The following is a 20460-nucleotide window of genomic DNA, read 5'->3' on the forward strand; positions in this document are numbered from 1 at the left end:
TCATCGGGCGTTGCCCGCCGCCTGCCGCCGTCCGGACGTCCGGACCGTCAGTCGTCGTTCGGCGCCCGGAGCTCGGCCTCGTCGTAGGCGCGGATGAACGGCAGTTCGCTTTCCTCCCCCGTGACGGGATGGATGACGTTGAGCGTACGGAACGGGCCGCCGATGAGCGCGGCGACGCCCAGCACCTCGGCTCCCTCCTTCTTGACGATGCCGAAGTCGAGGCTGAGTTCGTTGCCGTTGCGCAGCGTGACCAGCGACGATGTCTGCACGTAGGACTTTTCGCTCAGCCACGAGTCGATGAGAATGACGCGCTTGCCCTTGATGGAGGGCCCCTTGACGGACGGATACACGAAGTCCATGACGAATCCGTCGAGATCCTGTCCGCGGGATCCCGCCGCGGTGATCATGGAGGTGACCAGCGGCACGGCCGCCGCGGTGAGCGCGCCCACGGCGTCGAAGTCATCGAGCGTGTAGCCCTCCTCCTCGACGGTGTCGAGCAGCACATGGCCGACCAGCTCCGCACCACGGTGATGGAACGTCACGTCAGACAGTTCGCTGAACGGCTTGGTCGCGATGGAATCCTCGAGCAGTCGGCGCAGCTGCGCCTTCGGCTCCTGCATCTCGAGGGGCAGTTCGCCGCGCAGCCCCGCGGGACCGGTGGGACGAAAACCAGTGGAAGCGTCTTCTGTCATAGCCATGCCTTTCAGCCTATCCGCAGCCGGGTACGGATCGGTTACGATTCGGTCGACGACCCGGCGTCGTCGAACTGGGTCTCGGGAGCATTGAGCTCACGGATGTTGGCCTTGTCCGGGTCGATGAGTTCCACGTCGCCGATCACGCGGGACCGGTCGAGCTTCTGCAGCTTGCGCGCCGAGACCAGCACGCGGGACTCCAACGATGCGGCGAACTGATTGTATGCGCCCACGGTCTTGGTGATGGCGTTGCCCAGCTTGGTGGCCTTGTCGCCGAGCACCGCGAACCGTTCGTAGAGCTCCCGGGACAGATCGAACAGCGTCTTGGCGTCATCCGTCAGGCTCTGCTGCTGCCACGCGTAGGCCACCGACTTGAGCACCGCCCACAGTGTGACCGGCGACGTCAGCGCCACCTTGCGCGCGAAGGCGTCGTCCATGAGCGTGGGATCGGCCTCGAGCGCGGCCTGCAGCAGCGACTCGTTGGGGATGAACGCCACCACGAAATCCGGCGCCGTGGGGAACGCGTTCCAATATGCCTTGTCCGACAACGTCTTGACGTGCTCGCGCAGATCATGCGCATGGGCCCTCAGCAGATCGGACTTGCGTTCCAGCTCCTCCGGCGACGCCGTGTCCGGGATCTCGCACGCCTTCTGGTAGCTGGCGTACGGCACCTTGGCGTCGATCGGAATCGTCTTGTTGCCCGGCAGATGCACCACCATGTCCGGGCGCTGGATGCGTCCGTCGGCATCGGTGACGACGACCTGGGTGTCGAAATCGACATGGTCGAGCAGCCCCGCGGACTCCACGATGTTCTTCAGCTGCGCCTCGCCCCAGGCGCCGCGCACCTTGTTGTTCCGCAACGCGGCGGACAGCGAGCTGGTCTCCCGGTCAAGACGCGCCTGCTGCTCGCCGAGCCCCTTGAGCTGTTCGCCCAGGGCACCCATCTCGTGCCTGCGGCCCTCCTCGATCTGCGTGACCTTGAGCTGCAGGGCGTCGAGGTTCTTCTGCACCGGCGCCAACGCGCTGAGCACCTTGCTCTGTTCCCTGAGCGCGGCCTCACGCTCCAGCTCACGCTGGGCGGCCTGCTCCTGCGCCCGCTCGCGCTCGCGCTGCAGCCGGTTCTGCTCGGCCTGCTGCAGCTGGGCCAGCTGAGACTGCACGTATCCCAGCTGCCGCTCCAGCCCCTCGCTGCGCGTTCTGGCGGCAACGGACTGCGAGTTCGCCCGCTCCAGCTCGGTGCGCATGGCATCGAGACGGGACCGTCCGTCCTCCACCTCGCGCATCGACTGCGCGCGCACCGATTCGGCGCCTCGGCCCCTGCCGAGCACGTACCCGACGGCGAAGCCGATGGCGCCCCCGATCAGCAACGTCGCGACCAGCGCGACCACATCAACAATATCGAACATGTGTTCTATCTGAACATTCCCTGCGGACCGAACATGGCAAGGGCACCTCCACGAAACCGCGCGACGCTTACAAAATCAAGGCAACACGCCGATGGTCCATGCTCGAACATATGTTCTATGTCAAGACTTCGATCAACGGCGAAGAAGATTTCGTAAGCCCGCGGAAAAACCGGCCGGGAGCGGTGGACAGCACGCGGCCCGACACGTAGAGTTCACGACGTACCCCCGGAAGAGAGGAAAGCAATGGGATTCGATCTGTTCATGCTGGCCGTGTCCGTGGTCACGGCCGGACTGCTCACCTGGGGCATCGTCCGATTCTTCTTCGGCGAGCGCAAGGCGGCGGCAGGAACCGTGTCCGGCGGCGTTCAGCGCGCCACCATCGTCGTCCACGGCGGCTATGCCCCCGATCTCATCGAGCTCAGGGCCGGCATCCCCATCACGCTGACCTTCGATCGCCGCGAAACCGGCGAATGCACCTCCCATGTGGTGTTCGCCGATCTCGGGCTGGACGCCGCCCTGTCCGGCAACGCCACCACCACGGTGGATCTGCCTGCGCTGCCGGCTGGCGACTATCCCTTCGCCTGCGGCATGAACATGGTGCACGGCATGCTGCGCATCGTCGGCGACGGGTCCGCCGCGGATTCCGGCGAGACGTCGGCCGCGGCCCGGAGCGCCGTCGCGGGAACGGCGGCCAACGCCGGAGTCGACGCCGTGGAGAACGAGCGCCGCGACGCCGAGGAGCGGCGCCGGGAGATCCGGGACACCACGCGTCTGACGATCATCGCCGCCGTGCTCACCATTCCGGTCTTCGCCGTGGCCATGCTGTCCATGCACGGCGACTCCATGCTGCCGGGCTGGCTCACCAATCCGTGGCTTCAGGCGATCCTCATCACGCCCGTCATGTTCTACTGCGGCAATCCCATACACCGCGTCGGCTGGGCGGCGCTGCGCCATCACAGTCCGGACATGAACTCATTGGTGGCGCTCGGCACCACGGCCGCATACGTCTACAGCCTGGTGGCGTGCATCGCGTCCAGTCTCATGCCGTCCGGGTCCGAGGAACCGTACTTCGAATCCGTGGGCGTCGTGATCACTCTGGTCCTGGTCGGACGCCTTCTGGAGGCCAAGGCCCGCGAAGGCACCGGCAAGGCGGTGCAGTCACTGATCAAGCTGGCGCCGCGTTCCGCTCGACGCATCGAACAGTCCGATCTGGATGGCGGCGAGCAGCATTGGAAGCTGCTCAGCGTGGGCAGCGACGTCGATACGGCGTCGCTGAAGGTCGGCGATCTGCTCGTCATCCATCCCGGCGAGCGCATTCCCGCGGACGGCGTGATCGTGGCCGGCACGGCCGAAGTCGACGAGTCGATGATCACCGGCGAATCCCGACCTGCCGCGAAGACCGCCGGATCCACGGTCACCGGCGCGACGACGACCCTCCGCGGCGCGTTCGTCATGCGCACCACGCAGATCGGCGGCGACACCGTGCTGTCGCAGATCATCGCACTGGTCTCTCGCGCGCAGGCCACCAAGACGCCCGTTCAGCGGCTTGCCGACCGCATCGCCCGCATCTTCGTGCCCGCGGTCATGATCATCGCCGTGTGGACGTTCGCCATCTGGATCGTCGTGGGGCCGCAGCCTCGTCTGGCGCATGCCCTCATCGCGGCCGTCAGCGTGCTCATCATCGCGTGCCCGTGCGCGCTCGGACTGGCCACGCCGTTGTCCGTGACCGCGGCGACCGGGCTGGGAGCCACCAACGGCATACTCGTCACCTCGGCCCAGGCTCTGGAACAGGCCCGCAAGATCCGCACGATCGTGTTCGACAAGACCGGCACGATCACGCGCGGCATCACCGACGACGGATCGTCGCTCGACAAGGCGACGTACGCGAACGACATCGTCAAGGACGGATCGGCGGAGGCCATGGCCGCGCTGCGCAAGGCCGGCATCCGCACGGTCATGCTCAGCGGAGACAAGGCCGAGACCGCGGAGCGCATCGCCAGGGAGGTCGGCATCGACACCGTCATCGCACAGGTCCGTCCGGACGGCAAGGCCGATTGGATCACCCGTCTGCAGCGGGAACGCGACGAGGCCGGCCGCGGCGACGAACTGATCGCCATGGTGGGCGACGGCATCAACGACGCTCCGGCTCTGGCGAAGGCGGACGTGGGATTCGCCATCGGCACCGGGACCGACGTGGCCATGCAGTCGGCCGACGTGACGCTGATGAGCGGCGATCTGCGCGGCGTGCTGCGCACCATCAACCTGTCGAACGCCACCATGACCAACATCCGGGAGAACCTCGCCTGGGCGTTCGGCTACAACATCATCGGCATCCCCATCGCCGCGGGCATCCTCTACCCGTTCACCGGATGGCTGCTGAGCCCCATGATCGCCGGACTCGCCATGGCCCTCAGCTCCGTATGCCTCGTGATCAACGCCAACCGTCTCCGCCATGCGCGGATCCGCGAGGACGAGGTCGGCAACGGTTCCACGGCCAGCAAGGGTTCCGCGACGTCCGCTTCGTCCGATCGGACGGACAAAGCCGTCGCCACGAACGACCGCCGCGTGCAGGTCATCATCGACGACCACACCGCCATGACCGTCAGGAACGCCGGCACAACGAGTTCCGCCGCATCGGCATCCGCAGACCATCGTCAGGAGGAACCGGCAGCGGACGGACGGCCACACGGACGCGATCACGAACACTACAATCACCACGACAACATCCATCGCAGCAAGGAGAACACCATGGACATGCACCACATGCATATGACGCAGCCCGTCGAAGGCGAGACCGCGACCGATCCGGTCTGCGGCATGACCGTCAGCGTGAACGCCGACGCCATCACGCGCGAGCACGACGGCAAGACCTACTACTTCTGCGGCGAGCACTGCGCCGCCAACTTCGACAAGGCGCCGCAGATCTTCCTTTCCTGAACCGCGGCGACCGATCGGTACGTGCCATACACACAGGCATGTCACGCGTGCCAGCATGCTCGCGCGCGTGACATGCAGGCACGCACGAAATGCACTCCGTACCCAAAACACAAGCGCGCCCCCGCATGCAAGACGCTGCGTTGACCCACGTGCAGACGCATGCAGGTCAACGCAGCACACAGACGCAGACGCACGCGCAGAACAGCACACGCAAACGTATGCACGCGTATGTCATCGCTTGCAGGCAAAACACACGCGCAGACGCGAAAAAGGGGCGCGGCGCTTGGATTTCCCCAAGTGCCGCGCCCCTGTCATACCCGCACGGTCCCGCACGGTCACATCACGCAGTCACCATGCAGCCACGCCGCACTGGCGTCACGCTCAGCGATCGGAACCGTCCGGCTTCTTCGCGTCGCCGTCGCCCGCGGCGGAAGCGTCCGCAGGCTTGTCGCCGTCGGCCTCCACGTGGTCGACCGACACGTCCGCGTCGTCCGGCACGATCTTGTCGGATGCCCAGGCGGACAGCTCCAGATGCTCGCCGCCGGTCTGGTCCACCAGCACCGTATCGCCGTCGTGCACTTTGCCGGCCAGCAGCATGCGGGCCAGCTGGTCACCGACCTCGGTCTGCACCAGACGACGCAGCGGACGAGCGCCATACGCCGGATCGTAACCCGTGTTGGCCAGCCACTCGCGCGCCGAATCCGTCACATCGAGGCTGATGCGACGCTCCGTCAGACGCGCGGCCACGCCCTTGACCTGAATGTCCACGATGCTGCCCAGCTCCTCGCGGGTCAGCGGATGGAACATCACGATGTCATCCAAGCGGTTCAGGAACTCCGGCTTGAAGTTCATGTGCACCGCGTCCATCACGGCCTTCTTCTTGGCATCCGCGTCCATGTCCTCGTTCACGAGGAACTGCGAACCCAGATTGGACGTCATGATCAGAATCGTGTTCTTGAAGTCCACGGTCCTGCCCTGACCATCGGTCAGACGGCCATCATCCAGCACCTGCAGCAGCACGTCGAAGATCTCGGGATTCGCCTTCTCGACCTCATCGAACAGCACCACCGAATACGGACGACGACGCACCGCCTCGGTCAGCTGACCGCCCTGCTCATAGCCCACATAGCCAGGAGCCGCGCCAATCAGACGAGACACCGACGCCTTCTCCATGTACTCCGACATATCAATGCGCACCATGGCACGCTCGTCGTCGAACAGGAAGTCCGCAAGCGCCTTCGCCAGCTCGGTCTTGCCCACGCCCGTCGGGCCAAGGAACAGGAACGAGCCAGTAGGACGATTCGGATCCGAAATGCCGGCACGCGAACGACGCACCGCATCGCTCACCGCAGCCACAGCCTCCTTCTGACCGATCACGCGCTTGCCCAGATACTCCTCCATGTGCAGCAGCTTCTCGTTCTCGCCCTGCATCAGGCGGCCCACGGGGATGCCCGTCCAGTCGGAGACGATCTCCGCCACGGAATCGGCGTCCACGCGATCGGGCACCATCGGCTCCGGCTTGTTCTCGCCAGCATCCTCCGACTCGGCATCGGCCGACTCAGCCGCCGCCAGCTCCTTCTGAATGGACGGAATGTCGCCGTACAGAATCTTCGACGCCTTCGCCAGATCGCCCTCGCGCGTGGCCTTGTCCGCCTGAACACGCAGATCGTCCAGCTTGGCGCGCAGATCGCCGACCTTGTTGTGGCCGGCCTGCTCGGCATCCCACTTCGCCTTCAGACCGCTCAGCTTCTCGCGCGTGTCCGCAAGCTCCGCCTGCAGCTTCTCCAGACGCTCCTTCGACGCAGGATCCTCAGCCTTCTTCAGCTGCATCTCCTCCATCTCAAGACGCGTCACCTTGCGCTGCAACTCATCGATCTCTTCCGGCTGCGAATCCAGCTCCATGCGCAGATGCGCAGCAGCCTCGTCAACCAGATCAATCGCCTTATCCGGCAGCTGACGGCCCGAAATATAGCGGTTCGACAGCGTCGCAGCAGCCACCAGCGCATCGTCGCCGATCGTCACCTTATGGTGCGCCTCGTAACGCTGCTTCAGACCGCGCAGAATCGCAATCGTATCCTCCACGCTCGGCTCGCCCACGAACACCTGCTGGAAACGACGCTCCAGCGCCGGATCCTTCTCGATGTTCTCGCGGTACTCATCCAGCGTGGTCGCGCCGATCAGACGCAGCTCACCGCGCGCCAGCATCGGCTTGAGCATGTTGCCGGCATCCATCGAACCCTCGGCGGCGCCGGCGCCCACGATCGTATGAATCTCGTCGATGAACGTGATGATCTGACCGTTCGCGCTCTTGATCTCGTTGAGCACGGCCTTCAGACGCTCCTCGAACTCGCCACGGTACTTCGAACCGGCCACCATGGAGCCCAGATCAAGCGAAATCAGCTTCTTGCCCTGCAGCGTCGTCGGCACGTCGCCGGCCACGATGCGCTGAGCCAGCCCCTCGACGACGGCGGTCTTGCCGACGCCGGGCTCGCCGATCAGCACCGGGTTGTTCTTCGTACGACGGCTCAGGATCTGAATGACGCGGCGAATCTCCGAATCACGGCCGATCACCGGATCAAGCTTGCCTTCCTTCGCCTGCGCAGTCAGATCAGTCGAATACTTCTCCAGCGCCTTGTAGCTGCCCTCGGCATCCGGGCTCGTCACCTTCGCGCCGCCGCGCACGCCGGGCACCGCCTTGCGCAGCGCATCAGCCGTCACGCCGTTCTGCTTGAAGATATCCGCGCTCTGGTTCGGCGCCGACGCCACGATGCCGATGAGCAGATGCTCGGTGGACACATACTCGTCGCCCATCGCCTGCATTTCCTTCTCAGCCTGAGCCAGCGCAGCCGTCAGCTGACGGCTCGCCTGCGGCTGGGACGTGGTGGAGCCCGACGCGCTCGGCAGCCCGACCAGCGCATTGCGCACCGCGGCGCCGATGCGCTGCGGATCGCCGCCTGCAGCCTGAATCAGACCACGCACCACGCCCTGCTCCTGACGCAGCAGCGCGTCAACAAGATGCAGCGTCTCCACCTGGGCGTTGCCCGCGGCGGACGCGCTCTGAATGGCGTCCCCAATGGCCTCCTGCGCCATCGTCGTGAACTTCTGTTCCATATCGTCCTCCTACGTAACGCGCCGCAGCCTTCGCGCCGGCGGCTCAACCGCAGCCGCCGCGCTCCGGACCATGGCGCAATGTCATTGTCTGATATGGTCAACCGACCTGACGCCCATTCTATTCCCAAAAGTTGAGTCCAATGCACTCAAGTTTCGCGTCATGCGTTGTTCGCGCACAACTCGCCGATCCGATCGCGGATCGACGCCGCGGCGCGAGCCGCATCCACGTTCAGCGCCACGTGCGCGGTCTTGCGCGGATCGCGCAGACGGGTCGGGTCGCCGATCGTGCGCCCGCGGAAGCCATGGCCGTTGCCGGTGGACGTCTCCGTCATCATGTTGACGTCGAAGCAGGTCACGAGGGCCGGGTCGAGCGCCACGGCGGCGGCCAGCGGATCGTGCAGCGGACTACCCGCGAGGAACAGCGGGTCGGACGCCTCGTTGGCGCCGATGTAGAAGCGCGCCATGTCGGCAAGGAACGCGCCGGCGCCCGGCCGGTCACCGTCCTCCCGCGGTCCGTCGGCCGCACGCCACGACTCGGCGTCGGCGCGCGTGAGCAGGCACTGGTGCGTCACGTCAAGGCCGATCATCGTCACGTCCGCGCCAGAGCGGAACACGCGATTCGCGGCCTCCGGATCCTGGAAGATGTTGGTCTCGCAGATCAGGTCGTAGCAGTTGCCCTCCTGCGTGAGCGCGCCGCCCATCATGACGAGCCGCATACGTTCGGCGATGTCTGGCGCGGCGGCGAGCGCCGCATCCACGTCCGTGAGCGGGCCGGTGGCGAGCACGGTGACGTCGCGGCCGTGCGCACGCACCTCGTCGATGATGAGCCGCACGCCGGCGGGCAGGCCGTCCGGGCGCGACGCCTCCGGGCAGTCGGCGCGCCACTGCGAAGGGCGGTTCGCGTATGAGGCGTCCGAAGCGGCGAGATTCATGGTCTCGGCCCGCGTCTGTCCACCGAAAGGCTGCGCGGCATCGTCTCCGTCTCCGTCAGCGAGCCGAACGGGCAGATCGTGCCGTTCGCCGCCCAGCGACAGCACGGCGGGACGCGATGCCGCACGCATGCGGTCGGCGACCGTGATCGTCGGAGCATCGTCCGATCCGGACTCGTCGTTCGGGCCGACCAGACCGGCCGTGCCGCCATCGGACGGCCGGTCTCCGTAGCGCGTCGGATCCACGTTGCCCAGTCCGTTGTCGCCGTGGAAGCGCGCGCATCCCTCGTCCACCGCGAAGCCGTCGGCCCACGAGGGGCACACGCAGCCACGGGGCGTCGGCACGCCGGACGTGCCGCCCGGCACCGCCGCGTCGAACAGCCGCAGGACCGCGCGGTTGTTGGCCATGGCCGTGGAGGCGAGCACGTTGCCGTACGTGCCCACCACGCCGGCGAGCTCGCACTCCCCCGCGCGCACGGCGGCCAGCACGTAGGCCAGTGCCAGCGTGTCGTCGATGCCGGTGTCCACGTCCATCACGATTCGCGTCATCATTCCCGTCCTTCCATGTCACGTGCAGTCATGCCACGTGCCGTCATGCTACGTGCAGTCATGCCGAGTGCCGTCCCGAGTGCCGTCCACCGACGGCCCGAGTCGTACGGTTCCGCGTCGGGCACCCCGCGATTGCGCCCAGCATACCGGGCTGAGGCGATGCGGCGGGCCGCTCGGCGAGGTATCTGCGGAGTCAGGGGTAGATTTTCGCCCGTGCGGGCAGATATCTGCAGAGTCAGGGGCCTCCGCGAAGGCGGCGTCGAATCCGGTCTGCAACGAAACCTTGAAATTCCGCGGTTCCAAGCGGTGAGGAAGACGGCCCGAGGAGGCGTTCCCGCATCGAGGCACCCTGACTCCGCAGATATCTGCCTGCGGAACGGGAAATCCACCCCTGACTCTGCAGATATCCCCGTGATACCCGCGATTTTCCCGGTGCGGCCGGCCACGCACACCGGCGAACGACCACGCACGCGCGCACAAGCACGCACAACCACACGCGCGCGGAACAAGCGACGAAAATGCGGCGCGCGAATCGATCCGCGCGCCGCATCGAGCCTTCCCCTCAGCGCCCCGGCCGCGGCCACCCCGTCCGCAAACCGTCAGCGCCCCGCTTGCCGACTACTTGGCGAGGAACTCGTTGGTCGAGACGTCAGCCACCTTCGGCGCCTGCTTGACCACGTTGTCGTTCGCGTCGGTGAACGCGTCGCCCTCGGCGATGAAGTCGAGGTACTGCTGCACGCCGTCGACGTCGTTGGTGCCCAGCACGAACGAGCCGTCCTTGATCTTGGCCGGGTCGCCCCAGTACTGGCCTTCGGTGATGACCTGCATGCTGCGCTTGACGAAGTCGATCTTCAGCGTGCTGTCGCCGGCGTCGTCGACGAGGATCTGCGCGGCCTCGTCCGGGTTGGAGTACGCGTACTCGTAGCCCTTCTGCGCGGCCTGCGTGAAGGCGCGAACGGTGTCGGGATCCTCCTTGATCATCTTCTCGGAGGTGATGATGCCGATGCCGTCGGCGTTGCCGGGCACGCCGTAGTCAGGCTCGGTGAAGCAGTTGAGAGCCGGGCCGTACATCTCGGCCTGCACGCCTTCCCACGTGGCGTAGAAGCCGCCGAAGTCGGCCTGGCCGGACGTGAGGGTCTGGAACGTGTTGGTGCCGACGGTCACCTTGTCGAACTCGCCCTTGCCGCCGTCGAACTGGATCATGCGGCGGATCACGGCGTCGGATTCGTTGGAGCCGAACGTGGCGAAGGTCTTGCCGTCGAAGTCCTTCGGGGACTTGATGGACGTGTTGGAGGCGAGCGCGCACCACACGGCGGACGGCTTCTGCTGCACCTGCAGGGTCTGGATGATGCCGGCGCCCTTGAGGCTGTAGCTTGCGGCGTTGGTCAGGTTGGACAGCGCGAAGTCGGCCTGGCCGGTGGACACGGCGTGCTCGGCGCCCGCCTGGCCGACGGCGACGATGTCGACGTCGAGGCCGGCGTCCTTGAAGTAGCCCTTGTTCTTGGCCACGTACACGCCGATGTGGTTGGTGTCGGGCACCCACGCGAGCATGAACGTGACCTTCTTGAGCGCCGTGGAGGTAGTGGAGGCGCCGTTGGACGCGGATGCGCCGGCGTCGTTGGTGGCGTTGCCGCAGGCTGCCAGCGACAGCGCCATGGCGGCGGCGCCGGCAGCGGCGACGACGGAACGCACGATATGCGAAATCTTCATTGCGAATTCCCTAGTTCTCTCGATGCGCGGCGGCGTTGGCTGCCGCTTGCCGTTCTCTGGGAGCGTTGGAATGCGTTCGATCCGGCAGAGAACGGCGCGTAGGGACGGATCGCGGCGTCGATGTCCCCTCTCGCCCGCTCGAACCACGACGGGAGGTTTGCCACACATCGACGCGTAGGCAGTCCTGATTATAGCGGCCGGACGCGCCAACAGCCGGGCGCTGCCGGGCGCCGCTGCCAAGCTGCCTAGCGCCGCCGCCGAGCGCTGCCGCCGGCCTCCCCTGCTCCTATACTCGCCATCGGCTCCCGGCATGCCCGCCCCGGGCCGTGCCCGCGCCGGCCGAAGGTCCGGGGACATCGAGGGTCTAGGGATATCGAAGGTCAGGGGATCATGCTGTTTCAATCCGGCTCGCTGCTGCTGGTGATCGTCGCCGCGTATGCGCTCAAGCATCTGCACGTGTTCTCCGACCGCGACTATCGGGTGGCGCAGGGCCTGGTGTTCAATCTGACGCTGCCGTGCGCGATCGTGATGAGCTTCGCGACGAACGAGCACGACATGTCGATGCTGTGGATCGTGCTGTTCGGCTTCCTGTGCGCGCTGATCCCCATGTTCATCGTGTTTCTGGGGTCGCGCGGCGACGAGACGCGCTATCGGGCGTATCAGATCCTCAACGCGTCGGGCCTGAATCTGGGCGCGTTCTGCCTGCCGGTGGCGCAGACGCTCATCGGTCCCGCGGCCGGTCTGCCGGTGGTGATGATGGACATCGGCAACGCGATGGTGGCCACGGCGCTCGCGCTGACGCTCACGAAGGGCCTGCTGCACATGGGCGACGCGGCGCAGTCGCTGCCGCTGGGGCTGAAGGTGCGCAGCGTGGCGCGCGACTTCCTGAGCTCCACGTCGTTCGACACGTACATGCTGATGCTGATCCTCATGGTGGCGCATGTGACGATCCCGCAGTGGATCGTCTCGCTGGTCACACCGTTCGCCAATGCGAACGCGTTCATGACGATGGCGATGATCGGCTTGATGATGGAGATCCCGGCCGAGCGCAAGGATCGCATGGAGCTGCTGAAGGTGATTGCATGGCGTGCGCTGTTCGCGGTGCTGATCGGCGCGGCCGGATGGACGCTGCTGCCGTTCGACGAGCATATTCGCGGCATCATGCTGCTGTGCGCGGCCAGCCCGGTGACGATCTTCTCGACGAAGTTCACGGATTCGCTCACCGGCAACCCCAAGCTGGCGGGCTTCAGCCTGACGGTCACGGGCGTGCTGGGGCTGATCGCGATGACCGTCATCCACGCCGTGGTGAGCATGTGAGGCGCGGCCAGACCGGCCATCCCCGGTCATCCCAAGCGGAGCCCCGACAAATCATCCCCCCGTCATCCTAAGCCAAGCCCGACAGGCCATCCTCGGTCATCCTGAGCCAAGACCAACAGGCCATCCCCCGGTCATCCTGAGCGGAGCCTGGCAGGCCACCCCTCAGTCATCCTGAGCGGAGCCCGAAGGGCGGAGTCGAAGGATCCTTCGACTCGCTGCGCTCGCTCAGGATGACGAAAAAAGAACAACACTCACTCAGGACGACGAAAAAAGGACGGCGCTCGCTCAGGATGACAGGAAAAGAACAGCAATTGCTCAGGATGGCAGGAAGAGCACCAAATACCTCACCGAGTTTTATCCCGCGTCATTCCAAGTACAACTCGTCCCACGGTCATCCTGAGCCAAGCCCGACAGGCCATCCCCCCGTCATCCTGAGCGGAGCCCGACAGACCACCCCTCAGTCATCCTGAGCGGAGCCCGAAGGGCGGAGCCGAAGGATCCTTCGACTCGCTGCGCTCGCTCAGGATGACGAAAACGCACCACCCGCTCAGCCGCGGACGACGACGTTGCGCAGGGAGCCGATGCCCTCCACGTGCACGATCGGCTCGTCGCCCGGGTCGAGATGGCCGGACGCGTTGGGCGTGCCGGTCATGATCACGTCGCCGGGCAGCAGCGTGGAGAAGCTGGAGATCGCGGCGATCTGCTGCGCGATCGAGTGGATGAGGTTCGCGGTGGTGCCGGACGCCTCGGGCACGTCCTTGCCGTTGAGCGTGAACGAGATCTTCGCGTCGGCCGCGTTGAGCTCGGTCTGGATCCACGGGCCGAGCGGGCAGGAGGTGTCGAAGCCCTTGGCGCGCGTCCACATCGGATCCTTGCCCTGCAGGTCGCGCAGCGTCACGTCGTTGACGCAGGTGTAGCCGAGCACGTAGTCCAGCGCCTTCTCCTCCGGCACGTTCTTGGCGATGCGTCCCATGACCACGGCCACCTCGGGCTCGAAGTTCATGTCGTTGGAGTACGGCGGGATGACGATCGGATCGTCGGGGCCGATGACGGACGTGGACGGCTTGGTGAAGATCCACATGTCCTCCGGCGCGTGCGCCACGTCGGAGTGGCCGGCGGCGTGCATGAACTGCGCGTGCGCCTCGTAGTTCTTGGCGAGGCCGAAGATCTTGGACGGGATCACCGGAGCGAGCAGGCGGACGCCGTCGGCGTCGAGCGCGTAGCGGTTGCCGGTGGGCTTGACGGTTCCGACGCCCAGCGGGTAGCCGTCGAGTTCGACGAGGTAGTCCTTGCCGTCGTTGGCGTCCTGCTGGACGAAGGCGTAGCGCGGCGTGTCATTGAGGGAAAAGCGTGCGATTCTCATGGCCCCTAGTGTAGGCCACGCCGATGCGCCCCACCTGCTTGGGCGGCCGCGCGTGGACGCCGCGTCGCGGACGCGCGCACGTCGCGGCGCATCACGTCACGCGAGACACGCGCGACACGTAGGCATCACGCGCGACGGGGACGATGCGGTCCGCGCGGGCGGAGCGGCGCCGCGTGCCGCATGCGCCTCCACGGCCGATGCCGCGCCGCAAGCGTGACCAGTCCGGCGACGAGCGGCACGCCGGTCGCCACGGCCGTCCACAGACGCGAATCCTTGGGCGCGTCCTTGATCTGCGGGATCGGGTTCGGGATGGCCTGGCGCGTGCCGGAGACGAGCAGTCGGTGCGTGTTGACGCCGTACGGCGTGCAGGTCATGAGCGTGACGCGGTCCTCGCCCGGCACGATCTTGAGCTGGCTCACGTCGTCCGGCTCGATCACCGTGATGCGGTCCACGCGGTAGCCGAGCGTCTCGCCCATCACCTTGACATAGAAGAAGTCGCCCACCTCCATCTCGTCGAGGCGCGTGAACATGAGCGCCTCCACCAGGCCGCGGTGTCCGGTGAGCACGGCGTGGGTGTCCGCGCCGCCCACCGGCAGGCTGGAGCCGTACAGGTGCCCGGAGCCGGCGGCGAGGGCCTCCTCGGAGGTGCCGTGGTAGATCGGCAGGTCGATGGACACCTTGGGCACCACGATCGAGCCCATCACGCCGTTGCCCGTGTCGAGCAGGCTCTGGTATTCGGTGTCCTTCGACGCCGCGGAGTCGTCCCCGCCGGACGCCGTGGAATGTCCGGCCACGGACTTGAACGGGTCCACGGCCTCGCCCATCACCGGCTGACCGTCCTGCGCGAGCTTGCGGTTGTACGCCTGCGCCGCCTCGAACGCGAGCTCGGCCTGCGGGTACGGCCAGCCCAGCACGTGGTTCTCCGCCTCCTGCGCGGTCTCGGCGAGGCGGATCTGCGACTGGTACTGCAGCGCCACGGGGAAGCCGCCCACGCCGATCGCGGCGAGCAGCAGCAGCACGGTGAAGGCGCGCAGCGCGATGAGCTGGCGGCGCAGACCGTGCTGGCGCCGGGCCACGTCGGTGACGTCGACGACGTGCGCGAACGGTTTCCGCGGCGGGGACGCGACGCCCGACGGGACCGGGGCGCGAGGCGGCGCGGGCGGGACCGGCGGCACGGCGGACGACGCGGCGGGGCGCCCGACGCCCCACCCGGCCGACGCGACGTGCGCGCCGGCCGCCGCATGCCCGCGCACGTGCGCGCCGTGCGCTGCGGTCCGCCGCCGACGCCCGTTGTTTCCGGCCATGATGCCTGCCTCTCCCGCGCGGTGTTCCGTGCCGATATGCTGATGATTCCTGTAACGTTCGACATGCCGGACGCGATGCCCGTCGCGCCGGGTACGGCGTCCGATGCGCCGGACGCGCCGCGTCAGATGAAGGCGCGCGGTCCGAAGATCGCCGTGCCGACGCGTACGATCGTGGAGCCCTCGTCGATGGCGATCGCCATGTCGCCGGTCATGCCCATCGACAGCTCGCGGCAGTCCGCCGTGCCGGGCTCGCCCGAGGCGAGGACCGCGTCGCGCGTGGCCCTGAGGTGTGCGAAGCCGCGGCGGATCGTCGCCTCGTCGTCCACGTGCGCGCCGATGGTCATGAGACCCTCGAGCCGCACGCCGTCCAGCTGCGCGATCGCGCAGGCGAGGTCGTGGGCCGCCGCCGGATCGCAGCCGGACTTGGACTCCTCGCCGGACTCGTTGACCTCGAGCAGCACGCCCACGCTCACGCCGTGCGTCACGGCCCTGCGGGCGATCTTGGCGGCCAGATCGAGCGAATCCACCGATTCGATGGCGGTGACGGCCGGCAGCACCTTGTTGATCTTGTTGGACTGCAGCTGGCCAATGAGGTGGAACGGCAGCGGCGCGAGCGGGTCCGGCAGGTCCGTCCCGGCGTCGGAGGCATCCGCGACGGCGTCCCGCGCGAGCGCGTCAGCCCCCAGCGCGAATCCGCGTCGCGCGCACAGCCGTGCCAGTCCGGCGGCCTTGACCTCCACCTCCTGCGGACGGTTCTCGCCGATCATGCGCACGCCCGCGTCGATGGCGGCCATGATCTCGCCGACGTCGCGCGTCTTGGTGGCGGCGAGCAGACGCACCTCGCCGACGGCGCGACCCGAGGCCTGTTCGGCGGCGGCGATGCCGTCGAGCACGCGATGCACGCCGTCGGCGATCTGCCGTGCGCGCGTCTCGTCGATGCTCTCGTTGGCCAGGTTCTTGTGGTCCATGTACGCCGTCATGCCGCTCCCATCGCACGCGTGCCCTCTGCAGCCGTCGGCGGACGCCTCGGCTGCGTGAAAATCCGGCTTACAGTGTAGCCGTGAGGGTTCCCGAGAGGTCGTCGGGCACGCGGCGGTCCTCGCGGTGCGCCCGCAGCTCGCTCCAGCCCGCCTGGCGGAACGCGTCGAGCGCCTCGGCGGCCGTCATGGGCTCGGCCTGTGCGGCTGCGGGCTGCAGGCCAAGCAGCCACGCGCAGTAGCCGACCACGCGCTCGGCAGGCACGCCCTGCCGGCGCAGATAGCCGAGATCGAGATCGCGTTCGCGCTTGGCCAGCCGGCGGCCCTGCGCATTGTCGATGAGCGGCAGATGCGTGAACTGCGGCTCGGCGTCGGAGGCCGCGCCGGCACGCCCGGCACGACCGGATTCGGCGGCGAGCAGCTGCCGACGGATGACCAGCTGCACGGCCGTGGAACGCAGCAGGTCGCGTCCGCGCACGATGTCGGTCACACCCATGTCAAGATCATCGACGGCAACGGCAAGCTGATAGGCGAACAGGCTGTCCGATCGGCGCACGACCGTATCGCCCACCTCTCGGGCGGCGTCGAAGCGCTGCGGCCCGAAGATGCGGTCGTCGAACGTCACCGTCTCGCGGGGCATCGCGATGCGCCACGAATGCCGCTCCCCCGCCGCCATGCGCCGCTGGGCGTCCGCGCGCCGGTCGAGCCAGAGCCGGCGGCAGGTGCCCGGATAGACCACGAACCCGTCGCCCTCGTTGGGTGCCGAGGCCGCGCGGATGTCGGCGCGCGAGCAGAAGCACGGGTAGACGACGCCGGCGTCCCCGAGCGCGGCGAACGCCTCCTCGTAGCGGTCCAGGCGCGCGGACTGGTAGATCGGCTCGCCGTCCCAGTCGAGACCGAGCCAGTCGAGATCGTCCATGATCCAGCGGTCGGCGTCCGGCAGCACGCGCGGCGCGTCGATGTCCTCGATGCGCAGGATCATGCGGCCGCGCGGCGCCGAAGCCCCGGCCGCACGTGCGGACAGCCATGCGGCGAGCATCGCGTACGCGTTGCCCAGATGCATGCGGCCGGACGGCGTGGGCGCGAACCGTCCCACCACGGGCCGACCGACCGATCGACTGCCCGGTCGAGCGCCCGGCGCTGTGCCTTCCTCGCGCTCCATGCCCTTCGGAAGATTCGCCTGATTCGCTTCCGCCCCATTCGCTACCGTCATGCCTGCCACCCTACCGTCAGCGCGCGAACGCCCGCGTGGCTCACCGGCGACCGCCGGCAGGCCAATATCAGATGGCCTGAGCCGCAGTGCCGCCACAAACAGAGATGCCGGCCGCATTGCGGCCGGCATCTCGTCAGCGCTTCGCGAGCGCTCAGGCCGCAGCGCGCCTCAAACGCGCCCTGCGGCGGCTCATCAGACGAAGAGCTGGAACATCCACGCGCCGATGATCGCGCCCACGATCGGGGCCACGACCGGGATCCATGCCTCGCCCCAGCGCGACGAGCCCTTGGACGGGATGGGCAGGACGGCGTGCAGCAGGCGCGGCATGAGGTCGCGGGCCGGGTTCAGGCCGGGGCCGGTGGGGCCGCCCATGGAGGTCACGAGGCCCCACACGATGAAGCCGACCACGATGGACGCGGCGGCGTAGTCGGCCTTGCCCCACGAGAGCGACAGGCAGCACAGCGCGCCGAAGACCAGCACCAGCGTGCCGAACATCTCGTTGAGGAAGTAGTTGATCTTGTCGTTGTGGGCATCGGTGGTGCAGAAGGTGCCGAGGATCGCGTCGGCGTCCTCGGTCTCCTTGTAGTGCGGGTAGTAGGTGAGGTACACCACGAACTGGCCGAGCAGCGCGCCGAGCAGCTGCGCGACGATGTACGGCGCGACGTCGCTCCACGGGAACATGCCGTTGACGGCCTGCGCGAGGGTCATGGCCGGGTTGATGTGCGCGCCGGAGACCGAGCCGAACATGAGCACCGGGAACATCACGCCGAAGCCATAGCCCATGGCGATGTTGAGCCAGCCGGCGTGGTGGCCCTTGGTGTTCTTGAGCTCGACGTTGGCGACCGAGCCGTTGCCGAAGATCATGAGGATGGCCGTGCCGAAGAACTCGGCGGCCAGCTTGGTCATGAGGGAGTATTCCATTGCTCTCTTCTCTCTGGTTCCCTGATTCCGTTGGTTCCGTTCCCTGTTCCATCCCTGCCGCCGCGCGGGGACGACCGGAGTCCGGCGGCCGCACGGCAACAAAAAACCCGGCGTGCGATTTCTCGCGACGCCGGGTGATGAAAGTGCCCCCGCAGGGATTCGAACCCTGGACACGCTGATTAAGAGTCAGCTGCTCTAACCAACTGAGCTACAGGGGCGTTGGTCATTGCTTGAGCCGAGAGATAAATATACTCAGATTCGCGCGGAATGCAAATTCCGCGACACGCCGATGGTTTTCAACGGTTTCGGACCATTCGGCAATCCGCCGGAGAGCACGCCCGGCGGCGAAGGGCCTCCGGATCGAACGATCCGGAGGCCCGATTCGACGTCCCGCCGCGGCCAAGCGGCGTGTCGCGCGTCCGCATGACGGACCGCGTATCACGCGCGCCGGCGACGTGCCGGGACCGTCGGGCGGCGGCCGGCGGCCCGACGCCCAACGATCAGACGATCAGACGATCTTCGGCATCGGCGTGGTGAGCGACGTGGTGAGGTTGACGTGCACCAGCCCGGCGCCCGCATGCACCTCGACCTTCTTCAGCGTCACCGTGCGCTCGGCCTCCGGCGCGCGGTCGTTGTCGGTCATCGTGGCCGGCGACTTGACGGCCACCACGGCCAGGTCGTCGAGCGAGATGCCGGCGCCGTCGCACAGCGCGCGGGCCTCGGCCAGCGACTCGGCGAAGCCGTCCTTGAGGATCACGCGCTCGGCCGGCACGCCGTACGCGTTGTTCGCGATCCAGCGCACGTTCTCCACGAGGTCCATGCCCTTGCGGCTGTGGAACTGCGCGGATGCCGGCGCGGCCTCGAGCGCCTCCACGAACCCGTCGAGCTGCGGGGCCAGCGCCTCGCCGCCGTCGCGGAACAGGTTGCCGATGATCGGCGTGCGGAACTCCAGCTCCTTGGCGGTCTCGCGCAGCGACGGCACCTGGTCGTCCTCGCCGTCCCACAGGTTGACGAGCGGGAACGTGGGGATGTCGAAGTTCTCCAGACGCTGCACGTGGAACGGGTAGCGCCACGCCAGCTCGGGGTCGTCGCGCCACGTGGAGGCGCGCGTCACCACCACGGCGGCGGACGGCCATGCGGCGCCGTACTCGCGCGAGGCGATGTCGAGCCACTTCTGCGCGCCGGCGTCGGCGCCGTAGCCGGCCTCGACGATCACCACGTCGTGCAACGCGCACGCCATCTCCACGGCCACGAGCGTGGGGATGCCGATGGACACGTTGGCGAACGGGCCGCCGTGCACGTAGACGGGCGAGCCGTTGACGGTCTCGGTGAGCGCCGGCTTGACCGCGTCGGCGAGGATGCCGGTGATGCGCCACAGGTCCACGAACTCGCCGAACGTGACGGGCTTGCCGTCCTTGGTGCCGGCGATCATCGCGGCCACGCGGCGGGAGATCTCGTCCATGGAGCGCGACAGGCACACGATCTGCATGAGCTCGGACGTGGGCGTGAGCACCACGCGCTCCTTCACGTCGCCCTTGCCGTAGTCCACGGCGATGGAGCGCAGCGAGCGCGACGGCACCTCGGAGACGCGCGGCACGAGGATCGTGTCGATGCGGCCGTCGTCCACGGCCTTCTCCGCGAAGGAGACGAGCAGGTTCTGCGCGGCGGCAATGGCGGCCATCTCGCCGGTCAGGCCCCAGTCGATGAGCTCGGGGTGGGTCAGGGACGCCTTGCCGCCGCCGGACGCGCCGCCCTTGGAGCCGGCCGCGGTGATGCCCATGCTCGGCTGGCGCAGCACGGCGGTCGCGTCGATGCCGCGCGCGTTGAGCGCGTCGATGAGCGCGATGGTGGTGGTGGTCTTGCCCTCGCCGCGGCTCGCCTTGAGCGGGGTGTCGGCGGTGACGAGCACCACCTTGCCGTGCTTGCGGGGCGCGTCCGGGTTGGCCTTGAGCCAGTCGAGGTAGCCGAAGGCGTCGATCTTCTTGACGAGACCGTACTGGGCGGTGAAGTCGTCGATGGTGGTCATGTGGT

Annotated in this window: 12 protein-coding genes, 1 tRNA gene and 2 pseudogenes; 3 read left to right on the forward strand and 12 right to left on the reverse strand. The window is 67.5% G+C overall.

Annotated features, from left to right (window positions below):
• Window positions 1–47: 47 nt before the first annotated feature.
• The gene (locus G1C96_RS09185; protein ID WP_169276298.1) at window positions 48–692 is read right to left on the reverse strand and encodes a type I phosphoribosyltransferase; all 645 of its coding nucleotides are present in this window, start codon (window positions 690–692) and stop codon (window positions 48–50) included.
• Window positions 693–733: 41 nt separating this feature from the next.
• Window positions 734–2098 carry a DNA recombination protein RmuC gene (locus G1C96_RS09190; protein ID WP_169276299.1) on the reverse strand — a complete coding sequence of 455 codons (1365 nt, stop codon included), beginning with the start codon at window positions 2096–2098 and terminating at the stop codon, window positions 734–736.
• A gap of 261 nt (window positions 2099–2359) precedes the next feature.
• Here G1C96_RS09190 and G1C96_RS10475 point away from each other — a divergent pair.
• Window positions 2360–2650, forward strand: a pseudogene (locus G1C96_RS10475) (cupredoxin domain-containing protein); the annotation flags it as partial.
• Between the two features lie 234 nt (window positions 2651–2884).
• Window positions 2885–5035, forward strand: a pseudogene (locus G1C96_RS09195) (HAD-IC family P-type ATPase); the annotation flags it as partial.
• A gap of 381 nt (window positions 5036–5416) precedes the next feature.
• On the opposite strand, the gene clpB reads toward G1C96_RS09195, so the two are convergent.
• The 3 genes from clpB to G1C96_RS09210 all read right to left on the reverse strand — a co-directional run bounded on the left by clpB (window position 5417) and on the right by G1C96_RS09210 (window position 11334).
• Complete coding sequence (gene clpB, locus G1C96_RS09200; protein WP_169276301.1) at window positions 5417–8146, reverse strand: ATP-dependent chaperone ClpB; 2730 nt, start codon at window positions 8144–8146, stop codon at window positions 5417–5419.
• Between the two features lie 158 nt (window positions 8147–8304).
• Entirely contained in the window at window positions 8305–9627 is a 1323-nt protein-coding gene (locus G1C96_RS09205; protein ID WP_169276302.1) for a nucleoside hydrolase, read from the reverse strand.
• Between the two features lie 615 nt (window positions 9628–10242).
• Entirely contained in the window at window positions 10243–11334 is a 1092-nt protein-coding gene (locus G1C96_RS09210) for an ABC transporter substrate-binding protein (protein WP_169276303.1), read from the reverse strand.
• 390 nt (window positions 11335–11724) lie between these two features.
• On the opposite strand from G1C96_RS09210, the gene G1C96_RS09215 reads away from it, so the two are divergent.
• Window positions 11725–12651, forward strand: coding sequence for an AEC family transporter (locus tag G1C96_RS09215; protein ID WP_169276304.1), 927 nt, complete (start codon window positions 11725–11727; stop codon window positions 12649–12651).
• A gap of 547 nt (window positions 12652–13198) precedes the next feature.
• Here G1C96_RS09215 and G1C96_RS09220 read toward each other — a convergent pair.
• The 7 genes from G1C96_RS09220 to G1C96_RS09250 all read right to left on the reverse strand — a co-directional run bounded on the left by G1C96_RS09220 (window position 13199) and on the right by G1C96_RS09250 (window position 20455).
• On the reverse strand, window positions 13199–14014 hold the full coding sequence (locus G1C96_RS09220; protein ID WP_169276305.1) for a fumarylacetoacetate hydrolase family protein: 816 nt from the start codon (window positions 14012–14014) through the stop codon (window positions 13199–13201).
• A 125-nt stretch (window positions 14015–14139) separates the two neighbouring features.
• Window positions 14140–15318, reverse strand: coding sequence for a class C sortase (locus G1C96_RS09225; RefSeq protein WP_205832119.1), 1179 nt, complete (start codon window positions 15316–15318; stop codon window positions 14140–14142).
• 122 nt (window positions 15319–15440) lie between these two features.
• The gene (locus tag G1C96_RS09230) at window positions 15441–16298 is read right to left on the reverse strand and encodes a YggS family pyridoxal phosphate-dependent enzyme (RefSeq protein ID WP_169276306.1); all 858 of its coding nucleotides are present in this window, start codon (window positions 16296–16298) and stop codon (window positions 15441–15443) included.
• A gap of 67 nt (window positions 16299–16365) precedes the next feature.
• Complete coding sequence (gene gluQRS, locus G1C96_RS09235; RefSeq protein WP_169276315.1) at window positions 16366–17394, reverse strand: tRNA glutamyl-Q(34) synthetase GluQRS; 1029 nt, start codon at window positions 17392–17394, stop codon at window positions 16366–16368.
• 306 nt (window positions 17395–17700) lie between these two features.
• Complete coding sequence (locus G1C96_RS09240; RefSeq protein WP_169276307.1) at window positions 17701–18429, reverse strand: MIP/aquaporin family protein; 729 nt, start codon at window positions 18427–18429, stop codon at window positions 17701–17703.
• A gap of 144 nt (window positions 18430–18573) precedes the next feature.
• Window positions 18574–18647: transfer RNA gene (locus tag G1C96_RS09245), tRNA-Lys, on the reverse strand.
• 290 nt (window positions 18648–18937) lie between these two features.
• Window positions 18938–20455, reverse strand: a complete 1518-nt coding sequence (locus G1C96_RS09250) for a formate--tetrahydrofolate ligase (protein ID WP_169276308.1) — start codon at window positions 20453–20455, stop codon at window positions 18938–18940.
• Window positions 20456–20460: the final 5 nt, after the last annotated feature.

The sequence above is a fragment of the Bifidobacterium moraviense genome (assembly GCF_012932365.1).
GTDB classification, from domain to species: domain Bacteria; phylum Actinomycetota; class Actinomycetes; order Actinomycetales; family Bifidobacteriaceae; genus Bifidobacterium; species Bifidobacterium moraviense.